Below are 14,929 nucleotides of genomic sequence, written 5' to 3' on the forward strand. Positions count from 1 at the left end.
CCTTAGCGTAAGGTCGGGCCAACGTGGTCAGTTCTGCCATGATCGCCCTCGCTTAGATTTCAGCAGCCAGTTGGTTAACCAGCTCTGCGTGCGCGTTTTGATCGATTGACTTGCCCAGGATCTTCGAAGCGCCGCCAACGGCCAGGCTACCCACTTGGGCACGCAGCGCGTCTTTGACACTGTTCAGTTCCTGTTCGATCTCGGCCTGAGCCTGAGCCTTCACGCGGTCAGCTTCGACGCGAGCCTGTTCACGGGCTTCGTCAACGATCTGGTTACCGCGCTTCTTGGCTTGCTCGATGATTTCAGCTGCCTGGGCTTTCGCTTCGCGCAGTTGCTGACCCGCTTTCTCTTGGGCCAACTCCAGGTCGCGAGCTGCACGGCTGGCAGCGTCCAGACCATCAGCGATCTTCTTTTGACGTTCGTGCAGAGCCGCGATGACCGGAGGCCATACGAACTTCATGCAAAACAGTACAAAAATCAGGAACGCAACGGACTGGCCAATCAGGGTCGCATTAATGTTCACGCCAACACCTCGCAGTTACGTTGTCCATCACACCAAATTACCCGGAAGATCCGAGTAATCAGCCAGCGATCTGACCAACGAACGGGTTCGCAAAGGTGAAGAACAGAGCGATACCAACACCGATCATGGTTACGGCGTCGAGCAGACCGGCAACGATGAACATCTTCACTTGCAGCATTGGAACCATTTCCGGCTGACGCGCAGCGCCTTCCAGGAACTTGCCGCCCAGCAGGCCGAAACCAATTGCGGTACCCAGTGCGCCCAGGCCGATCAACAGTGCAACAGCGATAGCGGTTAGACCAACTACAGTTTCCATCTTTCCTCCCGACTTTTACGTCGTATGGTTTAGGTTTTTTAGATTAAAGCGGTAAAACAAATCGTTTCAGAGGCCCCGTCAGGAGCCCCCTCCCGTTTGACCGGGAGGGACATCAGGCCAGCCGAAGCTGCCCTTAATGGTTTTCTTCGTGCGCCATCGACAGGTAGACGATGGTCAGCATCATGAAGATGAACGCCTGCAGGGTGATGATCAGGATGTGGAACACAGCCCACGCCCACTGCAGCGCAACGCCCAGGCCGCTCAGCCACAGCAGGCCGGAGCCGAACATCACGGCGATCAGGATGAACACCAGCTCGCCGGCATACATGTTGCCGAACAGACGCAGTGCCAGAGAGATCGGTTTGGCGATCAGGGTCACGAACTCCAGCAGGAAGTTCACCGGGATCAGGAGCGCCTGAACCAGGATGTTCTTGCTGCCGAACGGGTGCAGGGTCAGCTCGCCGATGAAGCCGCCGATGCCCTTGACCTTGATGCTGTAGAAGATGATCAGTGCGAAAACCGAGAACGCCATGCCCAGGGTCGCGTTCGGGTCGGTGGTCGACACGGCGCGGAACGGGATGTGGTGGTCACCGGAGATCAGGATGGCCAGCTGAGGGATCCAGTCGACCGGTACCAGGTCGACGGCGTTCATCAGGAACACCCAGACGAAGATGGTCAGCGCCAGCGGTGCGATCACCGGGCTGCGGCCGTGGAAGCTGTCCTTCACGCTGCCGTCGACGAACTCGACCAGGACTTCGACGAAGTTCTGCAGCGCGCCAGGCTGACCGGAGGTCGCCTTCTTGGCCGCCATGCGGAACAGGAATACGAAGATCAGGCCCAGGGCAACCGACCAGCCGAGGGTATCGACGTGGAAAGCCCAGAAACCCATTTCCTTGGCTTCTGCCGCGGTGTGGGCAAAGCCCCAGCCGCCGTTGGGTAGCTGACCGAAGGTCAGGTTCTGCAAGTGGTGCTGGATATAGCCCGAAGCCGTTGTTTCTGCCTTGGTTGCCTCAAACGCCCTAAGGTCTCGAAAGTCTTGTTCTCATCAGCAGGGGAGCGAACCAGCTGACCGACTGGGTCAGCACGAACGCGCCGAACACAGCGATCGGCGCCAATGGCTTCACACCTGCAAACACCAGTGCAAACAGCACTGCCGTCAAAATCAGTTTGCCTGCCTCGCCGGCGTAAAAGGACCGGACGATGGACTGGGCTGCTCGGGCGCCGGAAAACCGAAATGCCTTGTGAGCGAAATAAACATTGGGCAGCAAGGCTATCAGGCCTCCGCAAAGACCCGAGTATCCGGCAACGACTCCGCGCCATTGCCAAAGCGCCAAAGCGGCGATCAGCAGAATGACCAACTGAGCCATCAGCACCGGAAAAACCGCCAGGCGATGGAAAGGCAAGCGGTTTGGCGTGCGGGTTTCCATCACTGTTGCTCTCCAATGGTCGGCTGCCGAAATTCAATAACTTGGCATAATTTGTGCCGACAAAATGCGCGCAGAGTATAGGGGCGGTTCTGCCCCTATTCAACTGTCAGGTAGTGATTTCCGACTGCGCGCTACAAGAGGAATTGTTTCAGCGGATGTGTGCAAGCACACCCTGAAGCTCGTCGAGCGAGTTGTAACCGATCACCAGTTGCCCCTTGCCCTTCTTGCCGTGGCGGATCTGCACCGCAGAGCCTAGGCGCTCGGCCAGACGCTGTTCGAGGCGGGCGATATCCGGGTCCGGTTTGGCCGGCTCCGCAGGCTGCGGTTTGCCGCTCAGCCATTGCCGAACCAGTGCCTCGGTTTGGCGCACGGTGAGGCCGCGTGCGACAACATGTCGCGCCCCTTCGACCTGCTGATTGTCCGGCAGACCGAGCAAGGCACGGGCGTGCCCCATTTCCAGGTCGCCGTGGGACAGCATGGTCTTGATCACTTCGGGCAAGGCGATGAGCCGCAGCAGGTTGGCCACCGTGACGCGGGACTTGCCCACAGCCTCGGCGACCTGTTGTTGGGTCAGCTGGAATTCCTGCTGCAGGCGCTGCAGGGCGAGCGCTTCCTCGATCGGGTTCAGGTCTTCGCGCTGGATGTTCTCGATCAGCGCGATGGCGATGGCCGTTTCGTCCGGCACATCGCGCACCATCGCCGGGATGGTTTCCTGCCCGGCCTGCTGGCTGGCGCGCCAGCGGCGCTCGCCGGCGATGATTTCGAAGCGGCCGCTGCCGATGGGGCGCACCACGATCGGCTGCATCACGCCCTGGGCCTTGATCGATTGCGCCAGCTCTTCGAGCGCTTGGGGATCCATGTCCCGGCGCGGCTGGTACTTGCCGCGCTGGAGCAGGTCCAGCGGCAGGTGCTGCAGTTCGCGCAGGTCGGCCTGCGCCGCCTGCTCTTCCAGTGCGCTGACGCTCGGACCGCTCAGCAGTGCATCCAGTCCACGTCCGAGACCTCGTTTCTTGACGGCCATGGGGATTCCTTAAGTTGGCTGGGCGGCGGCGATGCGTGAATTCTTGCGCTGGCGGCGAACCATCTCGCCGGCCAGGGCCAGGTAGGCCAGCGCACCGCGCGATTGCTTGTCGTAGGCCAGGGCCGGCATGCCGTAGCTCGGCGCTTCGGCCAGGCGCACGTTGCGCGGGATCACCGTGTCGTACAGCTGATCGCCGAAATGCTCCTTGAGCTGCGCGGAGACGTCGTTCATCAGGCTCAGGCGCGGGTCGAACATGGTGCGCAGCAGGCCCTCGATCTTGAGGTTCGGGTTCAGCAGTTCGGCGATGCGCTTGATGTTATCCACAAGGTCGCTCAACCCTTCGAGCGCGTAATACTCGCACTGCATGGGGATGATCACGCCGTCGGCGGCCACCAGCGCGTTGAGCGTCAGCATCGACAGCGACGGCGGGCAGTCGATCAGAATGTAGTCGTAGTTTTCGCGGATGGGCGCCAAGGCGCTGCGCAGACGGCTTTCCTTCATCTGCATTTCCAGAAGAACCACTTCCGCCGCGGTCAGGTCGCGGTTGGCCGGCAGCAACTGATAACCGCCGTGCTCGGAAAAGTGCATGGCCTGGGCCAGGTCGCATTCGCCGATCAGCAGGTCGTAGACCGAGTTTTCCAGGCCATGTTTATCCACACCGCTGCCCATGGTGGCGTTGCCCTGTGGATCGAGATCGATCAGCAGCACCCGGCGCTTGGTCGCGACCAGGGATGCTGCGAGGTTGATGCAGGTGGTGGTCTTGCCCACACCACCCTTCTGGTTCGCTATCGCGAATACCTTAGCCATTCTTGCTTGTGTTCCCAATCATGCCGTGCGGCGCAGTATCAGCAGATGGCGTTGGCCTTGGCAACCGGGTACGGCCAGGGCGTGTTCGCTATCGAGTTTGAAGTCTGCCGGCAATGCTACCAGCTCATCGGCCGGATGGACGCCCTTCATTGCCAGCCAGCGTGTGTCGGCGTCGCCGAGGTGACGGGTCCAGTTGGTGAAGTTCTCCATGCTGCTGAACGCCCGGGAGATGATCCCGTTGAACGGCTGCGCAGGCTGGAAGGCTTCGACGCGACTGTGGATAACTTGCAGGTTATCCAACTTGAGCTCGAGTTTGACCTGGGTCAGGAAGCGGGTCTTCTTGCCGTTGGCGTCCAGGCACGTCACTTGCGCGTCCGGATACAGGATCGACAACGGGACTCCTGGCATGCCGCCGCCGCTGCCCACGTCCAGCCAGCGGCCGTTTTCGATGAACGGCATCACGCTCAGGCTGTCGAGCAGGTGACGCGAAACCATCTCGTCCGGATCGCGCACGGCGGTCAGGTTGTAGGCCTGGTTCCATTTGATCAACAGGGCCAGGTAACCCAGCAACTGCTCGTGCTGGGTTTCGCTGAGGTTGACACCGAGCGCACGGGCTCCTGTGGATAACTCTTCGGCGTGTTGCGAAGTGACCTTAGAACTCAAGCGCTTTGCTCCAACTGACGGCCCGCGCCGCGTTTTTTCAAATGAATCATCAACAGGGAAATCGCCGCCGGGGTGACGCCCGGAATCCGCGACGCCTGGCCCAGGGTCTCAGGGCGGGTCGCGCCGAGCTTGCCCTGGATCTCCTTGGAGAGCCCGGAAATGCTCGCGTAATCGATATCCACAGGCAGTTTCGTGTCTTCGCTGGCACGCAGGCGGGCGATTTCGTCCTGCTGCCGGTCGATGTAACCGGCGTACTTGGTCTTGATCTCGACCTGTTCGGCGACCTGCGGATCTTCCGCGCCTTGCCCGGTCACTTCGACCAGACCAGCGTAGTCGATTTCCGGACGGCTCAAGAGATTGAGCAGGTTGTATTCGTGGGTCAGCGGCGTGCCGAACTTTTCGGCGATGGCATCGCCCTGCGGCGTGCCCGGACGCACCCAGGTGCTTTTCAGCCGCTGCTCTTCCAGCTCGATGCCTTCGCGTTTCTTGCAGAACGCCGCCCAGCGCGCGTCATCGACCAGGCCCAGCTCCCGGCCTTTTTCGGTCAGGCGCAGGTCGGCGTTGTCTTCGCGCAGGATCAGGCGGTACTCGGCACGGGAAGTGAACATGCGGTACGGCTCTTGGGTGCCGAGGGTGATCAGGTCGTCGACCAGCACACCGATGTACGCCTCGTCGCGGCGCGGGCACCAGGCTTCTTTGCCCTTGGCCCGCAGCGCGGCGTTGGCCCCGGCCAGCAGGCCTTGGGCGCCGGCCTCTTCGTAGCCGGTGGTGCCGTTGATCTGGCCGGCGAAGAACAGGCCGCCGATGACCTTGGTCTCCAGGCTGTACTTCAGGTCGCGCGGGTCGAAGTAGTCGTACTCGATCGCGTAACCCGGGCGCACGATGTGCGCGTTCTCCATGCCGCGGATCGATTGCACGATCTGCAGCTGCACGTCGAACGGCAGGCTTGTGGATATCCCGTTCGGGTACAGCTCATGGGTGGTCAGGCCTTCGGGTTCGATGAACACCTGATGGCTTTCCTTGTCCGCGAAACGGTGGATCTTGTCTTCGATCGACGGGCAGTAGCGCGGGCCGATGCCTTCGATTTCACCGGCATCGGAGTACATCGGCGAGCGGTCGAGGTTCGCCGCGATGATTTCATGGGTGCGGGCATTGGTGTGGGTGATCCAGCAGCTGACCTGCCGCGGATGCTGTTCCTTGTTGCCGAGGAACGACATGACCGGAATCGGCGTATCGCCCGGTTGCTCGGTCATCACCGAGAAATCCACAGACCGGCCGTCGATGCGCGGCGGCGTACCGGTCTTCAGGCGGCCGACGCGCAGCGGCAGCTCACGCAGGCGACGGGCCAGGGCGATCGAGGGCGGATCGCCGGCGCGGCCGCCGGAATAGTTCTGCAGACCGATGTGGATAAGTCCGCCGAGGAACGTGCCGGTGGTCAGCACCACGGAATCGGCGAAGAAACGCAGGCCCATCTGGGTGACGACGCCACGCACTTGTTCCTGCTCGACGATCAGGTCGTCGGCGGCCTGTTGGAATATCCACAGGTTGGGCTGGTTTTCCAGGATCTCGCGGACAGCGGCCTTGTACAGGATCCGGTCGGCTTGCGCGCGGGTCGCCCGCACCGCCGGGCCTTTGCGGCTGTTCAATACGCGGAACTGAATGCCGCCCAGGTCGGTGGCCATGGCCATCGCGCCGCCCAGGGCGTCGATTTCCTTGACCAGATGGCTCTTGCCGATGCCGCCGATGGCCGGGTTGCAGCTCATGGCACCGAGGGTTTCCACGTTGTGCGTCAGCAACAGGGTCTTTGCCCCCATGCGCGCTGACGCCAGTGCTGCCTCGGTACCGGCATGACCGCCGCCGATGACGATCACTTCAAAACGGGAAGGGAAATCCACCACGCACCTCGTGCCTGCTTAAGTAGGTATTTAAGGAAAAATTCGATCTCAGGTTTCTGGACCTGGTCGGCAAGTATAGGGACTTCGCCTTTCCTAAAGAACCCTTTGCACAAAATTTAACCAGCTGTGGAGAAATCGCGGACAAAAAAATTAAAAAGGAAAGAAATGTATAAAACCTTGTTTTTATGTTTATTCTTAGGCCCCGCCCTATCTGTGGATAACAGGCTACAGGCCTTTATTTTCAATCTGTACAGAGATTCATAACTCTGTGCCCATGTGCCACGGAGCCATTGGGATAACCGCCTTAAGCCTGTGGATGAAAGGGGCCGTTATCCACAGATGCGGTTATATCCAGTTTTGAGGCCCTGTTATCAACTGACCTCATCGGCAGTTATTCACAGGGCTTGATCCACAGAAATCAGACGAACGAGAACGCTTCGGGCACGGAAAATCCGTCCGGACAGAACGTGCCTGGCCAGCATTTGAGAGAGGAAGGATTCGGAGAAAGGACAGACAGGCCTTGAACGGGCCTGTCTGTGGGGAACAGCGGAGATTACTTGCCGATGCAGAAGCTGGAGAAGATCCGTCCCAGCAGGTCGTCCGAACTGAACGCGCCGGTGATTTCCCCCAGGGATTGCTGGGCCTGGCGCAGGTCTTCGGCCAGCAGTTCACCGGCGCCGGCGAGGGTCAGCTGCGCGCGGCCGTGCTCCAGCGCCGCACTGGCGTGACGCAGGGCTTCCAGGTGCCGGCGGCGGGCGCTGAAGCTGCTTTCCGCCGTCTGTTCGTAGCCCATGCAGGCCTTGAGGTGCTCGCGCAACAGTTCAAGTCCCTCGCCCGCCGACTTCGCGCTGAGGCTGATCGTGACATGGCCATCGTCGCTGACTTCCAGGGCGATCGCCTCGCCCGTCAGGTCTGCCTTGTTGCGGATCAGGGTGACACGGGCCGGATCCGGCTTCGTTTCCAGGAACTCCGGCCACAGGGCGAACGGGTCGGCGGCTTCCGGCGCGGTGGCGTCGACCACCAGCAGCACCCGGTCCGCTTCGTTGATGGCTTTGAGGGCGCGTTCGACGCCGATCTTTTCCACATGGTCGTCGGTGTCGCGCAGGCCGGCGGTGTCCACCACGTGCAGCGGCATGCCGTCGATGTGGATATGTTCGCGCAGGATGTCCCGGGTCGTGCCGGCGATTTCGGTCACGATCGCTGCTTCCCGGCCGGCCAGCGCGTTGAGCAGGCTGGATTTGCCGGCGTTCGGCCGGCCGGCGATCACGACCGTCATGCCGTCGCGCAACAATGCGCCCTGCCCGGCTTCACGCAGCACGGTGGACAAGTCGTCACGCACCTTGTCGAGCATGCTCAGCACATGGCCATCGGCGAGGAAGTCGATCTCTTCCTCGGGGAAGTCGATGGCGGCTTCCACATAAATGCGCAGGCCGATCAGCTGTTCGGTGAGTTCATGCACACGCTGGGAGAACGCCCCCTGCAGAGAGCGCAGCGCATTGCGTGCAGCCTGCGCGGAACTGGCCTCGATCAGGTCCGCGATGGCTTCGGCCTGCGCCAGGTCGAGCTTGTCGTTGAGGAACGCGCGTTCGCTGAACTCGCCGGGACGGGCCAAGCGGCAGCCCAGATCCAGGCAACGTTTGAGCAGCATGTCCAGCACGATCGGGCCGCCGTGGCCCTGCAGTTCCAGCACGTCTTCGCCGGTGAAGGAGTTGGGCCCCGGGAAATACAGCGCCAGCCCTTCGTCCAGCACCTCTTGGCCGGCGCTGAAGAACGGGCCGTAGTGGGCGAACCGGGGTTTCAGTTCGCGGCCGCTGATGGCTTTCGCCGCGGCACCGGCCAGAGGGCCGGAAATGCGGACGATGCCCACACCGCCGCGACCCTGGGCGGTGGCGACGGCGGCGATGGTTTCACGGGGTGCGCTCATAAACCGGTATCCAGACAAAAGTGGCAGATAGCAAAACGCCCCACTAGGGGGCGTTTTGAGTGGTTATCCACAGAGTAAGTTACGCCTCGGCTTTTTTCGTCGCCGATTCGATCTTACGCGTGATGTACCACTGTTGGGCAATCGACAGGCAGTTGTTCACAACCCAGTACAGCACCAGACCGGCCGGGAACCACAGGAAGAAGAAGGTGAAGATGATCGGCATCATTTTCATCACCTTGGCCTGCATCGGATCCGGCGGCGTCGGGTTCAGCTTCTGCTGGATGAACATGGTGGCGCCCATGATGATCGGCAGGATGAAGAACGGATCCTTGATCGACAGGTCGGTGATCCACAGCATGAACGGCGCCTGGCGCATTTCCACGCTTTCGAGCAGAACCCAGTACAGCGAGAGGAAGACCGGCATCTGCACCAGGATCGGCAGGCAGCCGCCCAGCGGGTTGATCTTCTCTTTCTTGTACAGCTCCATCATGGCCTGCGACATCTTCTGCCGGTCGTCGCCATGCTGTTCCTTCAGTGCAGCCAGTTTCGGTGCCACGGCGCGCATGCGGGCCATGGACTTGTAGCTGGCGGCCGACAGCGGGAAGAACAGACCCTTGATCAGCATGGTCAGGAAGATGATCGACCAGCCCCAGTTGCCGACGATGCTGTGGATATGTTGCAGCAGCCAGAAGATCGGTTGGGCGATGAACCACAGGATGCCGTAGTCGACGGTCAGTTCCAGGCCTGGGGACAACTCTTTCAGGACGGCCTGGCTCTTTGGACCGGCGTACAGCACGGCGCTGGTTTCGACCTTGGCACCCGGTGCAGCGGTCAACGTGGAGCCGGTGTAACCGATGATGTAGTTGCCTTTGCTGTCCTTGCGGGTCTGGACGATGTTGCTTTCGCCCTTAGGAGCCACCCACGCGGTCACGAAGTAGTGCTGCAGCCAGGCGACCCAACCACCGTTGACGGTTTCCTTGAGCTGACCCTTGTCCATGTCCTTCATGGACACTTTCTTGTACGGCTCGGAACTTGTCCACAGGGCGGCGCCCAGGTAGGTCGCGGTGCCGGTGGCGGTTGTGGACGAAGGATCGGCGCTGGCGTCACGCTTGAGCTGGGCGAACATCGCGCCAGTCCACGGTTGTGCGCTCTGGTTGTCGATCAGGTAGGAAACGGTCACGTCGTACAGGCCGCGTTTCAGGGTGAAACGCTTGATGTAGTTGACGCCGTCCTTGCTGAACTTCAGGTCGACGACCAGTTGGTCCTGACCGTCGGCCAGTTGATAAGTCTTCTTCTCCGACGCGTACAGCGGACGACCGGCCGGGTTCGCGTCCGGGCCGTTGGTGCCGATCAGGCCGCTCTGGGCCAGATAGATGCGCTCGCCGCCGTTGTCGAACAGCTGGAACGGAACGTCCGGACGGTCCTGACGACGTGGATACAGCGGCAAGGTCAGTTGAGCGACGTCACCGCCCTGTGGATCGATCGCCAGATCGAGCACATCGGTCTTGATCTGGATCAGATCCTTGCTGACGGCGACCGGCGCTTCGGCGGGAGCGTTGCTGTCGCTCGCGGCGTGCGGAATGTCGTCGTTGGCGGAGGCGTTATTGCCGGTTGTGGTGTCCGGCAAGCCAGAAGAAGTCGTGCTGGAGGCAACATTCTGAGTCGGCAGGGCAGTTTGACCGTAGTCCTGGTTCCATTTAAGGACCATGACGTAGGACACGATTGCCAGGGCGACGATCAGGACCGTGCGTTTGATATCCATGATTACTCGGCCATCGAAGAAGAACGGGAGGTAGGGACAGGTGTAACCGGGTCATAACCACCGGGATTCCACGGATGACAGCGACCTAAACGACGAAAGGTCAGCCAGCCACCGCGCAGAAGGCCATTATTTTCGATGGCTTCATACGCGTAGCAAGAACAGCTGGGGTAAAAACGACAGTGACTGGCCATCAGCGGACTAATGGCATAGCGATAGAACTGGATCGGAACGAGGGCCAGTTTACGCATCTGGACTGTCAGCCCCTACAGTTTCGGTTTTGACCGGAGATGCCGGCTTGTTGCGTACCAGGCGTTTCCAGAGCTTGCCGAAATGTTGGATCAATTCGGGGTTTTCCACATCGCCCAAACCTTTTCGCGCGACGATGACGATATCCCAGCCGACCAGTGAATCCTGGTTCAGACGGAACGATTCGCGCATCAGGCGTTTGAGGCGATTGCGCTCGACGGAGAGCTTTACGCTCTTTTTCCCGATGACCAGCCCGAGCCGGGGGTGATCGAGATCGTTGTTGCGCGCAAGGAGCAGGAGATTCTTCCCCGGAACCTTGCCGGTAGGGGAGTCAAAGACTGCCTTGAAGTGCCGGGGTGTAAGCAGACGCTTTTCCCGACTGAAGTCCTGACTCACCTCCAGTACCGGGATATCAAACGGTCAGACGCGCACGGCCTTTGGCGCGACGACGCGACAGGACGGCACGACCGTTCTTGGTGGCCATGCGAGCACGGAAACCGTGGGTACGAGCGCGTTTGATAGTGCTTGGTTGGAAAGTACGTTTCATGTCGTGTTACCTGGTTCGTCCACAACGGCCGGAATGGCCCCTGTTTTAAGAGACCGGGGATTCTAGAGAAAGCAAGCCCTCAGGTCAATTTCCAACCAACGTTTCCTTATAGACAGATCGTCCTCGGCTTTCTGGCTTGGAAACCCGATGGCAAACATAAAAATAAAGAAGCGAAGAATTTAAAGCTTTTCTGTAAAGCTTGTTAAAGCTAGTGTGGCACCCTTCTGTGGATAACTTCATCGGGGCCATATTTCATCTGGTGTACAGAGAATGACAACTACGCTGGAAAACCGTGTTCAGCCTGTGTCGCGAGGTCGGAAAACCTGTGTGTGCAATGGGACGTTATCCACAGGCAGGTTATCCACGCGTTTTTGCCCCCAGTTGTCCAGTGGGCTCATCGGCGGTTATCCACAGAGCTTGCCTGAGTGCCGTCGGTCGCCTTTTTTCCCGTTAAGGCATTGATAAATCATCTCCGGCGGCTCACCTGCATGTGGATAAGTGGGCGGCTGGCCGCTACAATGGCCGCTTGTTTTTGCCTCACCGGCTTTCAACTTAGGGGATCTCCGTGTCAGTGGAACTTTGGCAGCAGTGCGTGGAGCTTTTGCGCGAAGAGCTGCCTGCCCAACAATTCAACACCTGGATCCGTCCACTACAGGTCGAAGCCGAAGGCGACGAGTTGCGCGTCTATGCGCCGAACCGTTTTGTTCTGGACTGGGTCAACGAAAAGTACCTGGGACGCGTCCTCGAGCTGCTGGATGAACACGGCAACGGCATGGCGCCAGCGCTTTCCTTATTAATAGGCAGCAAGCGCAGTTCGGCACCCCGCGCCGCGCCCAATGCCCCGCTGGCGGCAGCCGTGGCCCAGGCGCAGGTCGCTGCGGCGCCTGTCAGCGCGCCGATCCCGACTCCGGCGGCAGCGCCGGCCAAGCGTGCCGCGCAGAAGACCGAAGAGGTCAGCGAAGAGCCGTCGCGGGACAGTTTCGACCCGATGGCCGGCGCCGCCTCGCAACAGGCCCCGGTTCGCGCCGAGCAGCGCACCGTGCAGGTCGAAGGCGCGCTCAAGCACACCAGCTATCTGAACCGCACCTTCACCTTCGAGAATTTCGTCGAAGGCAAATCCAACCAGCTCGCCCGTGCGGCAGCCTGGCAGGTGGCGGACAACCCGAAGCACGGCTACAACCCGCTGTTCCTTTATGGCGGCGTCGGCCTGGGTAAGACTCACTTGATGCACGCGGTGGGCAACCACCTGTTGAAGAAGAACCCGAATGCGAAGGTCGTGTACCTGCATTCCGAGCGTTTCGTGGCCGACATGGTCAAGGCGCTGCAACTGAACGCGATCAACGAGTTCAAGCGGTTCTACCGTTCGGTGGATGCCCTGCTGATCGACGACATCCAGTTCTTCGCCCGCAAGGAACGCTCCCAGGAAGAGTTTTTCCACACCTTCAACGCCCTGCTTGAAGGTGGCCAGCAGGTGATCCTCACCAGCGACCGCTATCCGAAGGAGATCGAAGGCCTCGAAGAGCGCCTCAAATCCCGTTTCGGCTGGGGCCTGACCGTGGCCGTCGAGCCGCCGGAGCTGGAGACCCGCGTGGCGATCCTGATGAAGAAGGCCGACCAGGCCAAGGTCGAGCTGCCGCACGATGCGGCGTTCTTCATCGCCCAGCGCATCCGCTCCAACGTCCGTGAGCTGGAAGGCGCGCTCAAGCGCGTGATCGCCCACTCGCACTTCATGGGCCGCGAGATCACCATCGAGCTGATCCGCGAATCCCTGAAAGACCTGTTGGCGCTGCAGGACAAGCTGGTCTCTGTGGATAACATTCAGCGCACCGTCGCCGAGTACTACAAGATTAAGATCTCCGATCTGCTGTCCAAGCGCCGTTCGCGCTCGGTGGCGCGCCCGCGTCAGGTCGCCATGGCGTTGTCCAAGGAACTGACCAACCACAGCCTGCCGGAAATCGGCGATGTGTTCGGCGGCCGCGACCACACCACCGTTCTGCACGCCTGCCGCAAGATCAACGAACTTAAGGAATCCGACGCGGACATCCGCGAGGACTACAAGAACCTGCTGCGTACACTGACCACTTGATGAACGCCAGCGCAGCTTATTGAGGCAAGGGACTAGACCATGCATTTCACCATTCAACGCGAAGCCCTGTTGAAACCCCTGCAACTGGTCGCAGGTGTCGTCGAGCGCCGACAGACCTTGCCGGTGCTGTCCAACGTGCTGCTGGTCGTCGACGGCCAGCAGCTGTCGCTGACCGGTACGGACCTGGAGGTCGAGCTGGTCGGCCGCGTGCAGCTCGAAGAGCCTGCGGAAACCGGTTCCATCACCGTGCCTGCGCGCAAGCTGATGGACATCTGCAAGAGCCTGCCGAACGACGCGCTGATCGACATCAAGGTCGACGAGCAGAAACTGGTGGTGAAGGCCGGCCGCAGCCGCTTCACCCTGTCGACCCTGCCGGCCAACGATTTCCCGACCGTGGAAGAAGGCCCGGGCTCGCTGACCACCAGCCTTGAGCAAAGCAAGCTGCGTCGCCTGATCGAACGCACCAGCTTCGCCATGGCCCAGCAGGACGTGCGCTACTACCTCAACGGCATGCTGCTGGAAGTGTCCACCGGCGTGATCCGTGCGGTGGCCACCGACGGTCACCGTCTGGCGATGTGCTCGATGCAGGCCGACATCGGCCAGCAGGACCGCCACCAGGTGATCGTGCCGCGCAAGGGCATCCTGGAACTGGCGCGCCTGCTCACCGAACCGGACGGCAACGTCAGCATCGTATTGGGCCAGCACCACATCCGCGCGACCACCGGTGAATTCACCTTCACCTCGAAACTGGTGGACGGCAAGTTCCCTGACTACGAGCGCGTCCTGCCCAAGGGCGGCGACAAGCTGGTGCTGGGCGACCGCCAGGCCCTGCGTGAAGCTTTCAGCCGCACCGCGATCCTGTCCAACGAAAAGTACCGCGGCATCCGTCTGCAACTGGCCAGCGGCCAGCTGAAGATCCAGGCCAACAACCCGGAGCAGGAAGAGGCGGAAGAAGAAGTAGGCGTGGAATACAACGGCAGCTCGCTGGAAATCGGCTTCAACGTCAGCTACCTGCTGGACGTGCTGGGCGTGATGACCACCGAGCAGGTTCGCCTGATCCTGTCCGACTCCAACAGCAGTGCGCTGGTGCAGGAATCCGACAACGACGACTCGGCTTACGTTGTCATGCCGATGCGTCTGTAATCAGCAGAAGCTAGATGTCGCTAAGTCGCGTCTCGGTCACCGCGGTGCGCAATCTGCACCCGGTGACCTTCTCCCCCTCTCCCCGCATCAACATCCTTTACGGCGCCAACGGCAGCGGCAAAACCAGTGTCCTGGAAGCCATTCACCTGCTGGGGCTAGCCCGTTCGTTCCGCAGCACGCGTCTGTTGCCGGTCATTCAGCATGAGCAGCTCAGCTGTACCGTGTTCGGTCAGGTCGAGCTGGCCGAAGGCGGACACAGTGCGCTGGGGATTTCCCGTGACCGCCAGGGCGAGTTCCAGATCCGCATCGACGGGCAGAACGCGCGCAGCGCTGCGCAGTTGGCGGAAATGCTACCGTTGCAGTTGATCAACCCGGACAGCTTCCGTCTGCTCGAAGGCGCGCCGAAGATCCGCCGGCAGTTTCTGGACTGGGGCGTGTTCCACGTCGAGCCCAGGTTCATGGCCACCTGGCAGCGTTTGCAGAAGGCCTTGCGCCAGAGAAACTCCTGGCTGCGGCATGGTACACTTGACGCCGTTTCGCAAGCGGTTTGGGACAGGGAACTGTGCCAG

The 14,929-nt window shown here is 60.8% G+C and carries 14 protein-coding genes and 2 pseudogenes (1 of these 16 cut by a window edge); 3 read left to right on the forward strand and 13 right to left on the reverse strand.

Annotated features, from left to right (window positions below; translation table 11 throughout):
* Positions 1–52 precede the first annotated feature (52 nt).
* The 13 genes and pseudogenes from ACIP0B_RS22560 to rpmH all read right to left on the reverse strand — a co-directional run bounded on the left by ACIP0B_RS22560 (position 53) and on the right by rpmH (position 11,131).
* Positions 53–523, reverse strand: a complete 471-nt coding sequence (locus ACIP0B_RS22560; protein ID WP_085579255.1) for a F0F1 ATP synthase subunit B — start codon at positions 521–523, stop codon at positions 53–55.
* A gap of 58 nt (positions 524–581) precedes the next feature.
* Positions 582–839, reverse strand: a complete 258-nt coding sequence (gene atpE / locus ACIP0B_RS22565; protein ID WP_003097235.1) for a F0F1 ATP synthase subunit C — start codon at positions 837–839, stop codon at positions 582–584.
* A gap of 133 nt (positions 840–972) precedes the next feature.
* Positions 973–1,839 (reverse strand): annotated as a pseudogene (gene atpB / locus ACIP0B_RS22570) (F0F1 ATP synthase subunit A); the annotation flags it as partial.
* A gap of 19 nt (positions 1,840–1,858) precedes the next feature.
* Complete coding sequence (locus ACIP0B_RS22575) at positions 1,859–2,266, reverse strand: F0F1 ATP synthase subunit I (protein WP_085579259.1); 408 nt, start codon at positions 2,264–2,266, stop codon at positions 1,859–1,861.
* Between the two features lie 148 nt (positions 2,267–2,414).
* Positions 2,415–3,287: a ParB/RepB/Spo0J family partition protein gene (locus ACIP0B_RS22580; RefSeq protein ID WP_400836159.1), complete on the reverse strand. Its 873-nt coding sequence runs from the start codon at positions 3,285–3,287 to the stop codon at positions 2,415–2,417.
* A 9-nt stretch (positions 3,288–3,296) separates the two neighbouring features.
* A complete protein-coding gene (locus tag ACIP0B_RS22585) occupies positions 3,297–4,094 on the reverse strand; it encodes a ParA family protein (RefSeq protein WP_085579263.1) in 798 nt (265 codons plus the stop codon).
* Between the two features lie 18 nt (positions 4,095–4,112).
* Entirely contained in the window at positions 4,113–4,757 is a 645-nt protein-coding gene (gene rsmG, locus ACIP0B_RS22590; protein WP_400836161.1) for a 16S rRNA (guanine(527)-N(7))-methyltransferase RsmG, read from the reverse strand.
* The gene (gene mnmG / locus ACIP0B_RS22595) at positions 4,754–6,652 is read right to left on the reverse strand and encodes a tRNA uridine-5-carboxymethylaminomethyl(34) synthesis enzyme MnmG (RefSeq protein ID WP_085579267.1); all 1,899 of its coding nucleotides are present in this window, start codon (positions 6,650–6,652) and stop codon (positions 4,754–4,756) included. Before mnmG ends, rsmG begins: the two co-directional genes overlap by 4 nt.
* A gap of 553 nt (positions 6,653–7,205) precedes the next feature.
* The gene (gene mnmE, locus ACIP0B_RS22600) at positions 7,206–8,576 is read right to left on the reverse strand and encodes a tRNA uridine-5-carboxymethylaminomethyl(34) synthesis GTPase MnmE (RefSeq protein ID WP_400836164.1); all 1,371 of its coding nucleotides are present in this window, start codon (positions 8,574–8,576) and stop codon (positions 7,206–7,208) included.
* A 79-nt stretch (positions 8,577–8,655) separates the two neighbouring features.
* Positions 8,656–10,338 carry a membrane protein insertase YidC gene (yidC, locus tag ACIP0B_RS22605; protein WP_400836166.1) on the reverse strand — a complete coding sequence of 561 codons (1,683 nt, stop codon included), beginning with the start codon at positions 10,336–10,338 and terminating at the stop codon, positions 8,656–8,658.
* A 2-nt stretch (positions 10,339–10,340) separates the two neighbouring features.
* Positions 10,341–10,586, reverse strand: a complete 246-nt coding sequence (gene yidD / locus ACIP0B_RS22610) for a membrane protein insertion efficiency factor YidD (RefSeq protein WP_400836168.1) — start codon at positions 10,584–10,586, stop codon at positions 10,341–10,343.
* Positions 10,579–10,980, reverse strand: a complete 402-nt coding sequence (gene rnpA / locus ACIP0B_RS22615; protein ID WP_400836170.1) for a ribonuclease P protein component — start codon at positions 10,978–10,980, stop codon at positions 10,579–10,581. The genes yidD and rnpA overlap by 8 nt, the downstream gene beginning before the upstream one ends.
* A 16-nt stretch (positions 10,981–10,996) precedes the next feature.
* Positions 10,997–11,131 carry a 50S ribosomal protein L34 gene (gene rpmH, locus ACIP0B_RS22620; protein WP_013793569.1) on the reverse strand — a complete coding sequence of 45 codons (135 nt, stop codon included), beginning with the start codon at positions 11,129–11,131 and terminating at the stop codon, positions 10,997–10,999.
* Between the two features lie 565 nt (positions 11,132–11,696).
* Between rpmH and dnaA the strand changes: the two genes are divergently transcribed.
* From dnaA to recF, 3 genes and pseudogenes are all read left to right on the forward strand, one after another.
* A complete protein-coding gene (dnaA, locus tag ACIP0B_RS22625) occupies positions 11,697–13,217 on the forward strand; it encodes a chromosomal replication initiator protein DnaA (protein ID WP_400836172.1) in 1,521 nt (506 codons plus the stop codon).
* Between the two features lie 39 nt (positions 13,218–13,256).
* The gene (gene dnaN, locus ACIP0B_RS22630; protein ID WP_085579280.1) at positions 13,257–14,360 is read left to right on the forward strand and encodes a DNA polymerase III subunit beta; all 1,104 of its coding nucleotides are present in this window, start codon (positions 13,257–13,259) and stop codon (positions 14,358–14,360) included.
* Positions 14,361–14,374: 14 nt separating this feature from the next.
* Positions 14,375–14,929: pseudogene (gene recF, locus ACIP0B_RS22635) on the forward strand (DNA replication/repair protein RecF); it runs 610 nt beyond the window's last position.

The organism is Pseudomonas sp. NPDC089534 (assembly GCF_044749305.1).
Lineage (GTDB): Bacteria > Pseudomonadota > Gammaproteobacteria > Pseudomonadales > Pseudomonadaceae > Aquipseudomonas > Aquipseudomonas ekonensis.